This is a genomic window from Candidatus Methanoperedens sp. BLZ2 (assembly GCF_002487355.1).
In the GTDB taxonomy this organism is placed as follows: domain Archaea; phylum Halobacteriota; class Methanosarcinia; order Methanosarcinales; family Methanoperedenaceae; genus Methanoperedens.
The window spans coordinates 80,274-97,023 of record NZ_NTMG01000070.1 but is presented as its reverse complement, the minus strand read 5'-3'; the positions used below and the strand labels follow the sequence as shown (position 1 = coordinate 97,023).

At 41.7% G+C, this 16,750-nt stretch carries 21 protein-coding genes; 14 read left to right on the top strand and 7 right to left on the bottom strand.

What is annotated here, in order from left to right; genetic code table 11:
* The 7 genes from CL181_RS20565 to CL181_RS15155 form a co-directional block, all read left to right on the top strand.
* The coding region (locus CL181_RS20565) for a hypothetical protein (RefSeq protein WP_176505255.1) at positions 1 to 328 on the top strand (328 nt) is incomplete at its 5' end.
* 79 nt (positions 329 to 407) lie between these two features.
* Complete coding sequence (locus tag CL181_RS15175) at positions 408 to 1,187, top strand: indole-3-glycerol-phosphate synthase (RefSeq protein WP_320410187.1); 780 nt, start codon at positions 408 to 410, stop codon at positions 1,185 to 1,187.
* A gap of 45 nt (positions 1,188 to 1,232) precedes the next feature.
* A complete protein-coding gene (trpB, locus tag CL181_RS15170) occupies positions 1,233 to 2,417 on the top strand; it encodes a tryptophan synthase subunit beta (RefSeq protein ID WP_097300156.1) in 1,185 nt (394 codons plus the stop codon).
* On the top strand, positions 2,414 to 3,196 hold the full coding sequence (gene trpA, locus CL181_RS15165; protein WP_097300155.1) for a tryptophan synthase subunit alpha: 783 nt from the start codon (positions 2,414 to 2,416) through the stop codon (positions 3,194 to 3,196). The genes trpB and trpA overlap by 4 nt, the downstream gene beginning before the upstream one ends.
* Entirely contained in the window at positions 3,197 to 3,514 is a 318-nt protein-coding gene (locus tag CL181_RS21585) for an antitoxin family protein (RefSeq protein WP_141398934.1), read from the top strand.
* Complete coding sequence (locus CL181_RS15160; protein WP_097300165.1) at positions 3,450 to 4,019, top strand: CDP-alcohol phosphatidyltransferase family protein; 570 nt, start codon at positions 3,450 to 3,452, stop codon at positions 4,017 to 4,019. The genes CL181_RS21585 and CL181_RS15160 overlap by 65 nt, the downstream gene beginning before the upstream one ends.
* Before the next feature lie 51 nt (positions 4,020 to 4,070).
* Positions 4,071 to 5,135, top strand: a complete 1,065-nt coding sequence (locus tag CL181_RS15155; protein WP_097300154.1) for an inositol-3-phosphate synthase — start codon at positions 4,071 to 4,073, stop codon at positions 5,133 to 5,135.
* A gap of 4 nt (positions 5,136 to 5,139) precedes the next feature.
* On the opposite strand, the gene CL181_RS15150 is transcribed toward CL181_RS15155, so the two are convergent.
* On the bottom strand, positions 5,140 to 6,165 hold the full coding sequence (locus tag CL181_RS15150) for an SPFH domain-containing protein (protein ID WP_176505254.1): 1,026 nt from the start codon (positions 6,163 to 6,165) through the stop codon (positions 5,140 to 5,142).
* A 47-nt stretch (positions 6,166 to 6,212) separates the two neighbouring features.
* Positions 6,213 to 7,535, bottom strand: a complete 1,323-nt coding sequence (locus CL181_RS15145) for a TldD/PmbA family protein (protein ID WP_320410186.1) — start codon at positions 7,533 to 7,535, stop codon at positions 6,213 to 6,215.
* A 157-nt stretch (positions 7,536 to 7,692) separates the two neighbouring features.
* Between CL181_RS15145 and CL181_RS15140 the strand changes: the two genes are divergently transcribed.
* The 7 genes from CL181_RS15140 to CL181_RS15105 all read left to right on the top strand — a co-directional run bounded on the left by CL181_RS15140 (position 7,693) and on the right by CL181_RS15105 (position 14,529).
* Positions 7,693 to 8,397 carry a phosphoribosyltransferase gene (locus tag CL181_RS15140; RefSeq protein ID WP_097300152.1) on the top strand — a complete coding sequence of 235 codons (705 nt, stop codon included), beginning with the start codon at positions 7,693 to 7,695 and terminating at the stop codon, positions 8,395 to 8,397.
* Positions 8,398 to 8,402: 5 nt separating this feature from the next.
* Entirely contained in the window at positions 8,403 to 9,254 is an 852-nt protein-coding gene (gene mtnP / locus CL181_RS15135; protein WP_097300151.1) for an S-methyl-5'-thioadenosine phosphorylase, read from the top strand.
* Between the two features lie 63 nt (positions 9,255 to 9,317).
* A complete protein-coding gene (locus CL181_RS15130) occupies positions 9,318 to 9,833 on the top strand; it encodes a hypothetical protein (protein WP_097300150.1) in 516 nt (171 codons plus the stop codon).
* A complete protein-coding gene (hxlB, locus tag CL181_RS15125) occupies positions 9,830 to 10,438 on the top strand; it encodes a 6-phospho-3-hexuloisomerase (RefSeq protein ID WP_097300149.1) in 609 nt (202 codons plus the stop codon). Before CL181_RS15130 ends, hxlB begins: the two co-directional genes overlap by 4 nt.
* The gene (locus tag CL181_RS15120) at positions 10,431 to 11,540 is read left to right on the top strand and encodes a pyridoxal phosphate-dependent aminotransferase (RefSeq protein WP_255251595.1); all 1,110 of its coding nucleotides are present in this window, start codon (positions 10,431 to 10,433) and stop codon (positions 11,538 to 11,540) included. The genes hxlB and CL181_RS15120 overlap by 8 nt, the downstream gene beginning before the upstream one ends.
* A gap of 175 nt (positions 11,541 to 11,715) precedes the next feature.
* Positions 11,716 to 13,251, top strand: a complete 1,536-nt coding sequence (locus tag CL181_RS15115) for an FAD-dependent oxidoreductase (RefSeq protein ID WP_097300147.1) — start codon at positions 11,716 to 11,718, stop codon at positions 13,249 to 13,251.
* Positions 13,252 to 13,620: 369 nt separating this feature from the next.
* Positions 13,621 to 14,529: a S16 family serine protease gene (locus CL181_RS15105; protein WP_097300145.1), complete on the top strand. Its 909-nt coding sequence runs from the start codon at positions 13,621 to 13,623 to the stop codon at positions 14,527 to 14,529.
* Positions 14,530 to 14,612: 83 nt separating this feature from the next.
* Here the strand turns inward: CL181_RS15105 and CL181_RS15100 are convergent, their stop codons facing one another.
* The 5 genes from CL181_RS15100 to CL181_RS15085 form a co-directional block, all read right to left on the bottom strand.
* The gene (locus tag CL181_RS15100) at positions 14,613 to 14,843 is read right to left on the bottom strand and encodes a hypothetical protein (protein ID WP_097300144.1); all 231 of its coding nucleotides are present in this window, start codon (positions 14,841 to 14,843) and stop codon (positions 14,613 to 14,615) included.
* Positions 14,844 to 14,958: 115 nt separating this feature from the next.
* Positions 14,959 to 15,114 carry a hypothetical protein gene (locus tag CL181_RS20560; RefSeq protein WP_176505253.1) on the bottom strand — a complete coding sequence of 52 codons (156 nt, stop codon included), beginning with the start codon at positions 15,112 to 15,114 and terminating at the stop codon, positions 14,959 to 14,961.
* A gap of 347 nt (positions 15,115 to 15,461) precedes the next feature.
* Positions 15,462 to 16,055 carry a hypothetical protein gene (locus tag CL181_RS15095; protein WP_097300143.1) on the bottom strand — a complete coding sequence of 198 codons (594 nt, stop codon included), beginning with the start codon at positions 16,053 to 16,055 and terminating at the stop codon, positions 15,462 to 15,464.
* 19 nt (positions 16,056 to 16,074) lie between these two features.
* Complete coding sequence (locus tag CL181_RS19835; RefSeq protein ID WP_255251598.1) at positions 16,075 to 16,359, bottom strand: matrixin family metalloprotease; 285 nt, start codon at positions 16,357 to 16,359, stop codon at positions 16,075 to 16,077.
* 11 nt (positions 16,360 to 16,370) lie between these two features.
* The gene (locus tag CL181_RS15085) at positions 16,371 to 16,562 is read right to left on the bottom strand and encodes a hypothetical protein (protein ID WP_097300141.1); all 192 of its coding nucleotides are present in this window, start codon (positions 16,560 to 16,562) and stop codon (positions 16,371 to 16,373) included.
* Between the last annotated feature and the right edge of the window lie 188 nt (positions 16,563 to 16,750).

Below are 16,750 nucleotides of genomic sequence, written 5' to 3'. Positions count from 1 at the left end.
AAATAAAATAGTTGATATCATTCCTTTTCTACCTGAAGGTTCAATACTACTTGCGGATGCTGAGTTCGATGTTGTGGAAAATTATCTAAATGCAAAGGCTGTAAATATGGATTTACAGGTCAAACAGAGGAAAGGAGAGGCCAGGAAGTCCATAAGAAAAATAGCACGTATACGTTTTGACACGAAGAAATACAGAAAGAGGAAACTTGGAGAGAGACCATTTGGAAATATTGAAGTTAGAAGAAGTAAATGCTATTACAAGAAGCAAGAGAATAAATTAAAAGGGGCTATCCTTATAGCTAATGATGGAATGGGAGGAATTAATTAATGGATGGGCTCTCATAATTCAAAATCTTTAAATATAATGAACATAATTGTACATCAATGTACTAAAATGTACAATTAGAATGACACTTATGCACCAGATAATCAATGAAATAATATCATCAACAAGAAACAGGGTCCCGCTTGCTTCAAATATGATGACACTGCGAATAGCTTCAAGAGATTTCAGGAAGAACATCAGGAATAAAAAGCAAAAGGGTCTCATTCCATTGATCTCGGAAGTAAAACCATCATCTCCAAATCGCTTTATCAGGAATGTTACACCCCTTGAAGCAGCCGGGATTGCAGGTCAAATGGAATCTGCGGGTGCATCAGCGATATCTGTACTTACAGAGCCGGACTTTTTTAAAGGCAGTATCGAGAACCTGATATCTGTAAGGGAGAATGTTAAAATACCTGTATTAAGAAAAGATTTTATTATTAGTAAAAACCAGATCCATGAAGTGGAAAGCGATCTGATCCTTTTGATAGCAGGAATCCTGGGCGATGAACTTGATGATTTCGTAAATGAAGCAATATCCTCGGGCAGGGAGCCTCTTGTTGAAGTGCATAACAGTGATGAACTTGAAAACGCGCTTGCAACGCGGGCAAATATAATCGGGATCAATAACAGGGACCTTACTACTATGAAAGTTGACATAACGACCACTGAAAAACTGGCGCCTCTTATCAGCAACAGGATAATTATAAGTGAAAGCGGGATATCATCCCCTGATGATGCAGTCCGCATGATGGACGCAGGCTCTGATGCGATACTTGTGGGAACATCCATTATGCTTGGAAATGTTTACGAAAAGACTTACGAATTAGTACATGCATTGAACACTAAAAATGATCATTGAGAAAAGAATAATTAAGAAGATTAATTAAGAAGGATAAATAAGAATATGACACTTAAGCTTGAGTCCAAATTTGGTAAATACGGTGGCCAGTTCGTACCTGAAGTATTGATGCCTGCGCTTGTTGAGCTTACTGAATATTATGAAAAATATAAAGATGATGCTGTTTTTAATGATGAACTGAATCATTATCTCCGGGATTTTGCAGGCCGTCCCTCCCCGTTATATTTTGCAAAAAGATTGAGCAGGGAATACGGTGTAAAGATCTACTTAAAACGGGAAGATCTCATCCACGGCGGCGCACATAAATTGAATAATACGCTTGGCCAGGGGTTACTTGCAAAATACATGGGGAAAAAAAGGATAATTGCCGAGACCGGTGCAGGCCAGCATGGTACAGCATGTGCGATGGCGGGCGCAGCGTTTGATATAAAGACCGAAGTTTACATGGGCGCAAAGGATACTGTACGCCAGCGCATGAATGTTTACAGGATGGAATTGATGGGAACAAAGGTCATTCCTGTAAAAAGCGGTTCACAGACATTAAAGGATGCAATTAACGAAGCGATGCGCGACTGGGTGGCAAATGTAGAGACAACGCATTACATGATCGGCTCGGTAGTCGGGCCGCATCCATTCCCGACAATGGTGCGGGATTTCCAGAGCGTCATAGGAAAAGAGGTGCGCACCCAGATACTGGAAAAAGAAGGCAGGTTTCCTGACTCCATAGTGGCATGCACAGGCGGGGGCAGCAATGCCATGGGTATATTTCATCCCTTCATAGAAGAAGATGTTGACCTTTTCGCAGTAGAAGCAGGAGGAAGCGGCATGAAAACAACTGAAAAAGAGGCGCTTCATTCAGCAACTCTTTGCACAGGCGAGGATGGCATCCTGCACGGCATGCGCACAAAAGTGCTCCAGAATAAGTACGGGCAGATACTTGAATCAAGTTCGATCGCAGCAGGTCTTGATTATGCAGGCGTTGGTCCTGAACTTGCGTACCTGGCTGATATCGGACGTCTCAAACCATGTAATTCAATGGACAGCGAGGCACTTCTTGCATTCCATGACCTGTGCAGATTTGAAGGGATCATCCCGGCGCTTGAGTCATCTCATGCTGTGGCATATGTCAAGAGAGCGGCGGCATCAGGAGAGCTTGGGGACATTGTTGTTATCAATATTTCAGGACGGGGCGATAAAGATCTTGAGACCGTTATGGGGATGAGAAAATGAGAATAGAAGAAAAATTCAAACAGCTTAAAGAAAAGAAAGAGGGCGCTCTTATCGCATATATCTGCGCTGGCGACCCCACGCCGCAAGCCACGAAAGAGTATGTGACAGCACTTGTCCGGGGCGGCGCCGATATTATTGAACTTGGTCTTCCATTCTCAGACCCGGTCGCTGATGGCCCCACGATCCAGGCAGGCATCCAGAGAGCACTTGACGGCGGCATGACGCCTGACGTTTATTTCAGGACGATCTCTTCGCTAAAACTACATATTCCTCTTGTCGTAATGACATATTATAATCTCATATTCAAACGCGGCCTCGAAAAATTCGCAAAAGATTGTGCAGCATCCGGGATATCCGGAATGATAGTTCCTGATCTTCCGCCTGAAGAATCAGATGAACTCCAGCAGGTATGCAAAGAGAATGAAATAGACCTCATTTATCTTGTTGCTCCAACGACGACTGAAGAAAGAATGAACCAGATACTTAAAGAAGGTGCTGGCTTTATATATCTTGTGGCACGGCTTGGTGTTACTGGCGCCCGGTCAGATGTTGCCGGTTCGACACGTGAACTTATAAAAAGGGTAAAGACTACCACGCCCAGAGCCGTAGGATTCGGTATATCGAATGGCAAGCAAGCATCAGAGATAATCCGCGCCGGGGCTGATGGTGTGATCGTCGGGTCTGCATTTGTGGATATTATTGCAAAAGGTGAAGATGTGCCTGTGAGGCTTGAGGCGCTGGCGCGGGAGTTGAAGGACGGAGTCAAGGGTCAGCAGTGAATGAGCAAAAACTACGAAGGAAAAACATTTCGACTTAAACACCCATTAGATTTAAAACCTGGCCAGGAAGTAGAATTGATAATTCGGGAGATATCGCCTATCGAAAGTGATCCATCCTTCGATTTAGCATCTTTGGCGGTAGATACTGGAGTCAGTGACCTTGCAGTTGAGCATGACCATTATTTATATGGCATTTCAAATTGTATTCTTATTGAAAGCAATCTTAATCATATACCACAACAATATAAATATAATGTTCGAAGAAATCAAAGAATCAGTCAGGGATGTTTTAAGACCCCTGGCAAAAAAGACCACTGAAATAAACCCGAACACTCTGACCCTTTTCGGACTTCTGTTAAGTCTGGTATCAGCATATTTTTTTGCACGGCAGGAACTTTACTGGGCCGGGACTTTTCTACTTGCAGGCGGGTTTTTTGATTCCCTCGATGGTCTTGTTGCGCGCGAAAATAACAGAATGACAAAGTTCGGAGGTTTCCTTGACTCTGTATGCGACAGGTTTGCAGACGCTGCAATCATAATCGGAGCAATATACGGCGGCTTGACCCGGTTGGATTTCATTCAAGGCTGGTTGATAGGGACTATTGCGATTTTCGGCTCCCTGATGGTCAGTTATACCCGTGCCCGCGCCGAAGCAGCCGGAGCGAGCGCATCTGTTGGGTTTGGAGACCGTCCTGTAAGATTAATTATAATTATCCTGGGGGCTTTCTTCAGAATGGTAAATTGGGCTATTCTCTTAGTAGCAGTTATATCTTTAATAACTGTTTTCCAGAGGATAACATTCGTAAGAAGAGTCCTTAAATAACAAATTTTAAGTTGTATAAGGAATCAATAAGCGGGTATAAGAGGAAATTTAATGGCAGGCATACGTATCGCGATAGCTGGTGTAGGAAATTGCGCTTCATCCTTAATTCAGGGACTTGAATATTATAAAAACATAAAAAATTCCGATGATCTTGTTCCCGGACTAATGCATAATTCGCTGGGCGGTTACTTGATATCAGATATTAAACCTGTGGCAGCTTTTGACATCGATATGCGTAAAGTTGGAACTGACCTGTCCGAAGCCATATTTTCCGAGCCGAATTGCACGAATAAGTTTTCCGATGTGCCTGGATTTAATGTTGAGGTCATGAAAGGACAGGTTCTTGACGGTGTTGCTCCTCACATGAAGGATTATTTCAGGGTGGACGAAAAACAAAAACCTGTAGATGTGGCATCTGTGTTGAAACAATCAAAAGCAGACATATTGATAAATTATTTACCTGTGGGTTCGGAAGAAGCCGTTAAATGGTATGCGTCCCAGGCACTTGAAGCAGGCTGTGGTTTCATAAACTGCATCCCGGTCTTTATCGCTTCGAATAAACAATGGGCTGACAAATTCAAAAAAGCAAAGCTCCCGATCATCGGGGACGATATTAAAAGCCTTGTGGGTGCAACTATAGTTCACCGGGCACTTACCCAGCTGATAGTGGACAGGGGTGCGAGGATCAACAGCACCTACCAGTTAAATATCGGCGGGAACACGGATTTCCGGAATATGACCGACCAGGCAAGGCTTAAATCCAAGAAGATATCAAAAACAGAATCCGTGGCTTCCCAGATTCCTTATGATGCTTATGTTTACGCAGGCCCCAACGGCTGCATAGATTGCCTGAACGATAATAAGATATGCCACCTCAAAATTGATTTCAAGCTCTTCGGGGATGTCCCGGCTTACATTGACCTTAAACTCTCTGTGGAGGACAGCCCGAACAGCGCAGGTGTGGTCGTGGATGCTATCCGCGTGGCAAAAATCGCACTTGACAGGAAGATCGGCGGACCAATACTGCCAGCATCCGCATATTTTATGAAGCATCCCCCTCTGCAGATGCGGGATGTTGAGGCACGGGAAAAACTTGAAGAATTTATAAAAGGCTAAAAAGTTATTTTGTTAGAACCACAGGTTGCCCTGACGGGATTACCCAGATGACGTTTTGATTTCCTTTTAGCGTGTCGTACAATGCCAGTTTGGCATTGAAATCGAGCTGTTCCGGAGGGACGTTCTTTAAAATGTCTGCCTGGCTCTTTTGCGCTTTTGCAATAGTTTCTATTGCTTCTGCCCGGTTCTTAGCCGCATTCAATTCACCTTCGGATTTTGCCTGTATCGCCTGTTTTTCCGCAAGAGCATCCAGGGCGATCTTGGTAAATGTGGGTCTTAACAGGGATACGGAGTTTACTTTAATTCCGAATTGATCTTCGATCTTTGACTCTTTTAATTTCTGATATAATTCGTCATTGATAGAAGTAATCTGGGTTGTGATCTTCTCAGAGGACTGGGATTGAAGATAATTGAAGACCAGACTATCATACGCTTTTTGCAATTGCTCCTGTGGATGCGTGTTTTTAACTCCGAATTGTATCAGGTCCACAATTTCAAATGACATTACAGCGCCTGTATCGACTACCTTATCGTCCGTGGTTTTAATATCGAATCCGATCGCCCCCGATTGAGTATCCCCTTTGAACCTGGATTCAAGTTCCAGATAATCGGCCGGGAAATATATGTTATTATTTACAACGCTATATTTTTCAACATCAGTAAGTATAGGAGTTCTTGTATGCCATCCCACTTCTGTCATCGGGACCTTATTTCCATTTACTTCAGTTATTATTGCCCCCGTTCCTGTTTCAATACGGTAACTTCCAAGAAGAGCAACAATTACAATGATAAAAAGTAAAAATATTACTACACCGATGATTATTGATATACTTCCTTCTCCTTTTTCGTTGTTAATAATTTTCACTTTTTTTAGTTCGGATTTCTCACCGTTTTCTTTTGCGATCAGGTTAATTCCTATTATAATTGCAATGATAAGCGGGATTATTGCCAGTCTGCTGTGTTCTATTGCCATCCCTGCGGTCAATAAGACCATTACTAAGAAAAGAACGAGGTTGGTGTTAATTTTCATATTTACTCCTTTAATACTATTCATTAAATATAGTGAAAGTATATATATTAATTCCCTACTACCTTCATTTTTCCAACCCTGACCGTGGGAGTTATGACATTCCCTACTTTCCTTATATCTTTCCCGATCCCGTCGATATTCTTCAAAAGCTCAAAGATATTCCCGGAGATCATCAATGATTTGATGGGTGATGCGATCTGGCCATTCTTTATCTCAAAGGAATTCCTGGCCTCAACCGAAAAATCCCCTGAAATTGGATTTGCTGTATGAGCACCGATAACGGTATTGACAATAACCCCGTCTGATGTTTCTGCAATGATATCTGATGACGGATGTTCAATTATTAAGTTACGAATACCAATTGAAGGCGTGGACGTGTAAGATCCCCTGATGGCATTGCCTGTGCTTTCCCGCTTCTCTTTCCCTGCAGCATAACAGTCATAAATGAACGACGATAAGATACCGTTTTTAATAATAGGAGTTGTCTGGGACGGTGTTCCCTCTTCATCGCATGATGATGTGCCAAGACCACCGGAAAAAATCCCGTCATCGATAATGGATAGTTGATCCGAAGCTATCGAAGTATCCATTTTCCCTATCAGGGATGATCTGCCTTTCTGGATATTATCCGCATTTACCGAAGTCACGATCGTATTTTCGAGAAGATCTGCTATAGCCATGGGTTCCAGAAGTACGGTGCAATCCCGCGTTTGCGTGCTTATGCCATTTTGTGACCGCAGGGCAAGGGATGAGGCTCGTTCCCCGATTTTGTAGAAATCCATATCCAGTTTTCTCGACATATCGAATTCGGAAGCGGTGGAAAGAGGTAAATCCCTGGTAATCGCATCTATTGAAGCCTGTACGATCGTATCTTCTTCCTGTGTCTCAACGCCGTTTGAGTTCAAAATGAGCTTGGTTGAATTCCCGCATGCAAAATGTCCTGAAGTAGGCACAATATTCCGGATAGACTTTGCGCCATTTATCAGTTCAGTAGTGAAATCAATGCATGACTCGATCTGGATATCTGCAATTTTCTTATCAAAAATGCCCTTAACCTTCGGAAGTTTCTTTTTTACTGGAAGTCCTGACCATTCAGGATCACTGCCTCTTACGCGCGCTGATTTTACAGCAAGTTCGGAAGCTTCTTTAATTCGCAAAACATCGTTAGTACTTGAAAAACCCACGGCCCCTTTCACGATCGCCCTTATCCCGATGCCTGAAATAAGGCTTTCTTTTGCAAGATCAATTACGTCCCTGTGAATATCTATCGAAATAGACCTGCCTTTTATGCAATATATCTCAACTTCATCCGCTCCTTCTTTTTGTGCAAACTCAAGAGCTTTGTATGCATTATCAAAAATATCATTCATGGGAATCATTAATTTAAACTTTAAGCAAGTTAAAGCTTTCCAAAGGACATATCATTTTTTTACTTTTATAATGGTTGCTCAGCAGCAAAAGAACTTAATAGGAGTCTTCCAAAAAATATATAGCTATGTAATACATTTCCGTTAAGGTGGTGACCCAATGGTACTTCCTGACAAATTCAAATGTGTAATCACGAACTGGGACTATATTTACGACTTATGCAGGCATGTAGCAAACGATGTGAAAAGATCAGGGTATAAACCCGATACGATAATTGCACTGGCCCGGGGGGGATGGTTTGCCGGAAGGGTGCTTTGTGATTTTCTGGGGCTCAATGACCTTACAAGCCTTAAAATCGAACATTATGTGGGTACTGCAAACGCCGGAGGCGATCCTCGTATTAAGTATCCGCTTGCAGATAATGCAGTTGCCGGGAAAAGAGTCCTGATCGTAGATGATATTACCGATACGGGTAAAAGTATCGCACACTCAAAAGAATATGTGAGCAAACATAATCCAAAAGAGGTCAGGACAGCAGTACTCCAGTACCTGTACACATCGGAGATAAAACCCGATTATTGCGGCGAAGTCGTCCAGGAATGGGGCTGGATCGTATATCCATGGAATTTTATCGAAGACATGATAGATATCATCTCCCGCCTCATGGCCAAGGAAAAACAGAACGAATGGAATGTTGAAAAAATAAGGGTAGGACTTTTAAAATATCACAATATCGATCCCATAAGCTTTGAGATAGCGCAGCCCGACAGAATGGAAGAGATACTTGATGAAATGGTAAGAAGAGGGGTAATAAAAACAAAAAACATTCCAGGAAAAAAATCATGGACTTATGAAGGAGCATAAAATAAATGCAGGCAGATATAGCAGTAATTGGAGGAACCGGTGTTTACGATACGGCAATGCTGGATAATGTGCAGGAAGTTGAAATCGATACCCCTTTCGGAAAACCATCAGATGCTATCACAATCGGGTCTTTTGGTGAAATTAATGTGGCATTTCTCCCGAGACATGGGAAAGGGCACAGGATCTCACCCGGTAAATTGAATTCGAGGGCAAATATTCTCGCACTTAAGAAACTTGGCGTGAAGAGGATAATCTCAGCGTCAGCAGTTGGAAGCCTGAAACTTGAACATAAGCCGCTTGATATCGTGATACCTGACCAGATATTTGACAGGACACGTTTGAGAGATAGTACTTTCTTTGAAGACGGGATAGTTGCGCATATCGGTTTTGCTGATCCTTTCTGTCCCGATATGTCTTCTATGATCGCCGGCATCACACGGGATCTTGGATATTCAATACATGAAAAAGGAACATATGTCTGCATGGAAGGGCCGCAATTTTCAACACGCGCTGAATCAAAAGTTTATCAAAGCCTGGGATTTGACATTATCGGGATGACTGCACTTCCTGAAGCAAAACTTGCACGGGAAGCAGAGATCTGTTACGGCATGATCGCAACTGTTACTGATTATGATGTGTGGCATGAAACTGATGTCAGTATTGAAACAGTAATTTCCAATGCAATTAAGAATGAGGAAGCAGTCAGGAAAATTATTAAAGAAGCTATTCCAAGAATCTCTCTTGAGAGAAATTGCGTATGCTCAAATGCATTAGCAGGAGCAATTGTCACTTCCCCGGACAAGATACCTGTTGAAACAAAACGTAAATTAAATGATCTGATTGGAAAATATTCATAATTGTTTATACCTGTAATATTTATAACATTTATAAAGTTTATAATATTTTGTTAGGATATATAAATGAGTTCAAAAAAGGAGGCAATGGATAAATCAATATTTTTTAAAGATGGTCAGGAAGTAAATATAGTTGAACTCGGGCGCGATGATATTACTATATCCCTTACAACAGGCAAGATCATGTTATGGTTTGGCAGGCAAGCGGGTGAGTCGTTAATACGTGATGTTATATTTGGAATATCCAGTATCGATTCATCGGTTGCTCTTGAACAGGAAATAATATGTGATTTCAAGAGTATTGGTAAATATGAGAATATGGGATATGTTTTGACGTCATACGCAAAAACGAATGGAGGTTATAGGGTCATTTTTAATATACCCTTTTCCAAAAAGATAGCCTTAGCCCATTTCGTCAGGTCGGTCGTTGACCAGCTCTGTGAAAAGGACATAAGGAAAACACTTCACTGGGATGGAAGTCCTGAGAAGATCATCTTTATCTATAATAAGTTGAAAAACCTTGATGGATGGAAGGTAAAAAGAATAGAATATAAAGACAAAGAGGAATCAGTATTAAAATGAAATCCGAAAAGAAAGAATGTGAGGCAACTATTGTATCGATGAACCTTATTGCCGATCATATAAAAAAGGTTGCATCAAAACTTGATACGTGCTCTGTGACATCGCTTGTAAATGGAATAATGGATTCTAAAAGAATATTCCTGATGGGAGCCGGAAGATCCGGGCTTGCGGCACGGGCTTTTGCGATGAGGCTTATGCATCTTGGATTTATTGTTTACTTCGTGGGTGAAACAACAACCCCGGCCGTGCAGCCGGATGATCTTGTTATTGCAGTTTCAGGTTCAGGTGAGACACCTTCTATCGCAAATCTGGGAGGAATATCCAAGAAAATCGGATCAAAACTTGCTGTTATTACATCAAACAAGGATTCTACCCTGGGTAAAATTTCAGATATTGTTGTCATTGTTCCGGGACGACCCAAGGAAGATATTGTTTATGAGGATTATCACGAGCGAAGGATGATAGGCTATCCCCAGTTAGCGCCCCTTGGAACAATTTTTGAGATATCTGCTCTTGTTTTCCTTGATGCTGTGGTCTCAGAACTTATGGTCAGGACAGGAGCAAGCGAGGCAGAGTTGAAGAAGAGACATACGGTTTTTGAGTGAAATGATGTTCTCACAACGCGTAAAAAGCATTGATATATCGGGAATCCGCAAGATGTTTGAAGGCGCCGGGCCGAATTCGGTCAACCTGGGGCTTGGCCAGCCGGATTTTGATACACCGCAGCACATCAAGGATGCCGCTATCGAAGCCATTAAAAAAGGCCTGACCGGTTACACAATGAATCTTGGCTTTCCTGAATTGCGGTCAGCCCTATGCCATAAGTTTGAATCGGAGAATCATTTTACGGTATCACCGGATGAGGTCATAGTTACGTCAGGGGCTTCTGAGGCGCTGCATCTTGCATTGCAGGCATTGGTGGATAAAGGAGATGAAGTTCTGATCCCGGATCCGGGATTTTTATCATATTTTGCCCTGACAAAGATGGCAGGAGGAAAAGTCGTAGGTGTTCCGCTTGGTGAAAAATTGACCATGACACCGGAAGCAGTAAATGAATTAATTACACCAAAGACTCGCGCGCTTATTATTAATTCACCCTCAAATCCAACAGGCACCGTGCAGACCAGAAAAGAGATCAAGGGCCTCGCAGAGATTGCGCAGGATAATAATATTACGATAATCTCGGATGAAGTGTATGAGCATTTCATTTATGAAGGCGAGCACGTCAGCCCGGCACAATTCACTGATAATGTGATAACAATAAACGCTGCCTCAAAGACATACGCCATGACAGGCTGGCGCATTGGTTATGCAGCCGCCAGAAAGGAGTATGTAGAGCAGATGTTAAAAGTCCACCAGTACATCCAGGCATGCGCGAATTCGATAGCCCAGAAAGCGGCGCAGGAGGCCATCGAAGGGCCCCAGGATTGCGTAACTGTAATGCGTGAAAGTTTCATGAAGCGCAGAGATATTATTATGGAAGGATTGGGATCGATAGGAATCAAATGCGTTAAGCCGGAAGGTGCGTTCTATGCATTCCCTGAAGTTGAAGATGAAGATGCGCCGCAGAAATTGCTGAAAAATGGCGTCATTGTTGTTCCGGGTTCGGCTTTTGGGGAGAACGGAAAGGGTCATATCAGGATTTCGTATGCGACCTCGGAGGAGAATTTGAGAAGAGCAATCGGAATAATGGAGCGAGTATTATAGGGCTAAACAGACCGTACGTAAATCTTTTATACCGAATGTTATAATTAAATAATGTTAGCATTTTATCCCGTGTGGGGATTACGGGATGATTTGTGATACTGGCATGGGGCACTGGAGTTTAATAATTTATGGATTATAAACTTTCAGGTGATTGGATTAAAATTGGGGAGTAAATATGGATAATACATCAGAAAACAAACATGAGCCCGCAGGTAAAGCGGAATCATTCTGGATAGCAACAACTCTGGAAACTGAGTTCCCCACGTTAACAGAAAATATTTCTGTCGACGTGGCAGTACTGGGAGGAGGAATAACAGGGATAACTTCGGCATTACTATTAAAGGAGGCGGGTTTCAGCGTTGCAGTCATAGAGGCTGGCAGGATCGTAAAAGGGGTGACTGGATATACGACAGCCCATATAACTTCAGCCCATGATCTGATCTACAAGTATCTTATTGATCATTTTGGCAAAGATGGGGCACAGCAGTATGCGAATGCTAACCAGGGAGCGATCGAGAAGATTGACCTGATGGTGAAAGAGAAAAACATAGATTGCGATTTTAAAAGAACATCAGAATATATCTATGCAGAAGGTGAAGAGGACGTAGAGGAGCTCAGGCGCGAATTTGATGCTGCTAAAAGCCTGGGTCTTCCTGTATCTTATCTTGATGCCGCACCTTTGCCTTTTAAGACCTATGGCGCTATCCGGTACCAGAACCAGGCTCAATTCCATCCGCGCAAATACCTGTTAGCTCTTGCAAAACTTATTCCGGGCAAAGGCAGCTTCATTTTTGAAAATACACGTGCGTTTGATATTGATGAGAGCGAACCCCACAAAGTTAAGACCGACAGGGGACACCTGACAGCAAAATATGTAATTGTTGCTACGCATTTTCCTTTTATTAACAAGGGCATGTTCTTTGCTCGCATGGAATCCCACCGTTCGTACGTCCTGGGCATCCGGGTCGCTGATAAGATTCCTGAAGAAATGTTTGATAGCAGTAAAGACCCGTCTCATTATATCCGTACGCAACCCACTCCTGATGGTCTTCTGGTCATAGTCGGGGGCGAAGATCACCCGACAGGCCACGCGGCCAATACGATTGAGTATTATAAACGACTGGAGCAGTTTGCCAGAGACCATTTCCAGGTCAAATCAATCGATTATCACTGGTCTACCCAGGATAATTACTCATTTGATAGGGTTCCTTTCATCGGAAAATTCCAGGGCAGCAAACATCTTCTTATAGCTACAGCTTTTAAAGGCTGGGGTATGACCCATAGTATGATCGCAGGTATGATTTTATCAGATTTAATCCTCGGCAGGCCGAACCCGCTTGAGGAATTATATAATCCGGGTCGCTATAAACTCCTCACCACCGGAGGTAAATTAATTACTCAAAATATACAGGTTGCTGAGACGCTCCTGAAGGGAAGGCTTTCAAAACCTGAAGAATTTTCCAGTATCAACACAGGCGAAGCAAAGATCGTCGATATTAAAGGTGTAGAAACTGCTGTTTATAAAGATGAAAACGGAAATATCCATGCTGTTTCTCCTGCGTGTACCCATATGGGATGTATCATTAGCTGGAATAATGCTGAGAAATCATGGGATTGCCCCTGTCATGGTTCACGTTTTAATTTTGATGGGGAAGTTATCCAGAGTCCGGCTGCAAAAAATCTCGAGAAAAAAGAGGTTCGGGAGGGATAGCACTTTTGTGAAAGAAGTATTGAGGTAAAGATCTTTCTTATTAGTTTGGAGGTAAAGCCACCAATCTCACTCAGCACCATAATAAATAATGTTATTGTATAATATATATCTATATATGCCGATAAATTACGATTATGATTATAATCAAAATGGAGTAACACTACATGTCAAGGAACGACATTGCTGATCTTCAAGCATTTGTGTACATCGGGATCGCAGATTGCAGTTAAGCCCGATGTAAACATTAAGAAGTTTGCAGCTTGCGGCTTGCATGCGCGCGCTGCGCGCGCCTGAGCGCAGGTTGAGACCGGACAGGTTCCAACTGTACCGAAAGAATTTATTATAAATAAATGCATTAATACATAAGATATGAAAAGCAAGATCCTGGCAGTGTTACTTTTAATATCGATTTTAATGAATATATATCTTATCCAGGCTCAGCCTTCTTCAAAAGATCTTCTTGAGATGAAGGATAAGATAAATCAACTTGAAATAAACAATTCAGAGATGAGTAAACAAATATATAGAGATAATCTTTCCATACAAAATTATGCCTCGCAGCTTGATCTTTATAGGGAAAAAATAGCAGGTCTTGAAGGAAAGATTAACAATACTCCAAGCGGTTTATCCGGAGCCGCAAAACTTGAGGCACCTGCTGTCATGCAGAAGGTGGACTACATCGAAGATTATCCATTTGTGAGACAGCAAATCACTGAAATTGGTTCCATGATGAACATTTCAGTGGAAATAAAACCAGGTAAGGGAAGGGTACTGGTAGATACAAAACCTCTTATGGGCGTAGTATTCCAGGATGCAGCAAACACAGCGGCTTATACAGCCCAGAAAAAAACAGGAAAAGACCTCTCCGGAAGTGATATAATTTTTAGCATCGATGCCACGTATGAAGTTCCATCAGTTGATGGGCCCAGTGCTGGAGCACTTATGACTTTGCTTGTTGTAGGAGGTCTCAACAACCTTGAGCTTCGAAAGGATATGACCATGACTGGCACGATTGACAAGGATGGACATGTAGGTGAAATAGGAGGAGTAATCGAGAAAGCAAAAGCTGCAAAAGATAGCGGGAAAAATTTAATCTTACTCCCCGGGGAGAACAGCAGGCTCATTCAATATATTGAAAAGACAAGAAATTATTATGGAATTACTGTCATAGAGAGGGTACCTGAAACCATAGATGCAAAAGACTATATTGAAAAAAATATTGGAATAAATGTTGAATATATTGATAATCTTGATGATGTACTGAAATATGCTACATAAAGTCTAGAATTAATCAATGCATTGTGAATTTTTAAGAATATTTACTCTTTCCATGCCAGAATTCCGTCCCTTTTTCCAGCCTTTCAGGGTATATACTCTTTCGTCTTTAATATCTCCATTTCAAAAGGTTCGATTTTTCGAATTATCGAGTTACAAAGAGTACATCTGTTCATTTCCGGTTCAAAAGACAATTTGAATTCCGAACGCATCTCTCTGAGCTGCCCTATGATTATCCTGTTTTCTAATTGGAATCCCGGATTTATCCATTTATACCCATGATCCGAGCCATGAAGTATCGTTTCACCAGCATACATTGTCCCAGGTCATCCACCGCTGTTTCAATCCCCAATAGCAATGACCAGCATTTTTGCTTAATTTCGGCCGTATCGGAGTTGATCGGCCCTCAATGGTTGGCTCGGTTGCGAAGCGCTAATGCTGCCAGTTCGACCGTAATGCACGTTCTGGTAAATCTTTCGGAAAACTTTTGAATTCCTTATTTGGAACAGCAGCTCCAGCAAATACTACAGCAACAAGTAGCATCGCCGCAAGCATCGCGCCTAACTGCACTCCTTTAATTTGTTTCATATTTTCATTTTTCCTTTATATTTTCTTTGCTATCCTCAGGCGCAGCGCTGGCTTTAAATAAGTTCAAAGCTAATCTTGCCTTGCCTTCGGGCGATCCGGGGTTCAGTTGCTCTCGCAGAACCGCTGAACCCCACGTTTTTTATGGGTTGTAAATCCGTTGTTAGAGTTTTATTTTCCCAACCTGCCAACTTTACCGACCCATTTTATACAGATTTTTTATATGTATACCAGATGTATTATCTTTTCCAATATAGATGATATATTTCTGACAATAAACTCATAACTAAATTCTACAGAACTAAAAATAAAAATTGCAGCTAAGAGTACCCTAGCTGCTTTTAAATAAACTAAGGTTTTTTCTGTAACTTCATAGATAGCTTTGAAGGTATTTCCTGTGAAAATGCTTTTTTAAATCTTTCTACCTTATTTTTATGATCTGTTTGGTCCTTAATAGGAAGATCACCGTAGGCAGGTACAAGAGTATACCATCCATCAATGTAGTTAAATTTGGCTGCAAACAAATAGGTTTTACCCGGCTCCAGAAGTTTGTCGCCCTCGATAAGAGTTAGCTGAATTACACTATATTTCTCTTTGTAGCCGCCCTCCTGGCTCATTGTTACTATCCCACTGATGTTTCCTTTTATATTCTCAAAAACCTCAACGCTAAACTGCGTTTGTGGTGAAAAACCTGGTACATCACCAGCTTCTGGTGGTGGAGTGTTTGATTTATTGCCAGTTTGAGCAATGACCTTTCCAACGAATACATTATCAGCAAAACCTACTAATTCACGGTCATCAGTAACATTAAATATAAAATCAGCACTTAAATAGTTGGTTTCACTTCCACTTCTGTATCCACTTGTCTGCATGATTAAGAAACCTGTGCCGACCAAACCTGCCAGCACTACAAATACAATAATTATTTTAGTTTTTGTTAACATATTAATCACCTATATATTTTTATGGATATAAATAATTGTAGTCCTCGATATCGTGTGAACCTAATTGCGTGTATGAATATTGTCCCTGTACCATCACATTGGGAATGTAACTGTGTTCAAGTCCCAGTGCATGACCTAATTCATGTATAGCAACCTTTTTCTTTTCGTCACTTGTAAGTCCGTTCATCAAATATTGATTAAACATGAGATCATCACCGTCATAATCATTAGGATCATAATAAGCCGGGAACCCGCTCGATGGATTATAATAATCACTGTAAGTAAGATCTTCATAAGTCCAAATCGTATCCGGTGCTATATTGACTTTACCAAGGGCATTCCATATATCGATTGAAGGCTTTGAGCTGTGGTATACATTGTACTTCCATCGTAGCGAATCTCCATATTATCTACAGCACTATACCCTTGGAAGTGTGCGGATGCTGCAATTGCTAATAGTGTTAGGAAGCCTACCACTGCCAAGAGAGTTTTATTCATTTTCTTCATAAATAATCTTCCCTCTCAGCAACATCGCCGCAAGTACCGCGCCTAATTGCGTTCCTTTATTTTTCATATTTTTATTTCTCCTTTATATTTTCTTTTCTTGATGCCCTCAGGCGCGGCGCTGGCTTTAAATGAATTCAAAGCTAATCTTACCTTGCCTTCGGGTAACGTGGAGCTCATCCGCTTTTCTC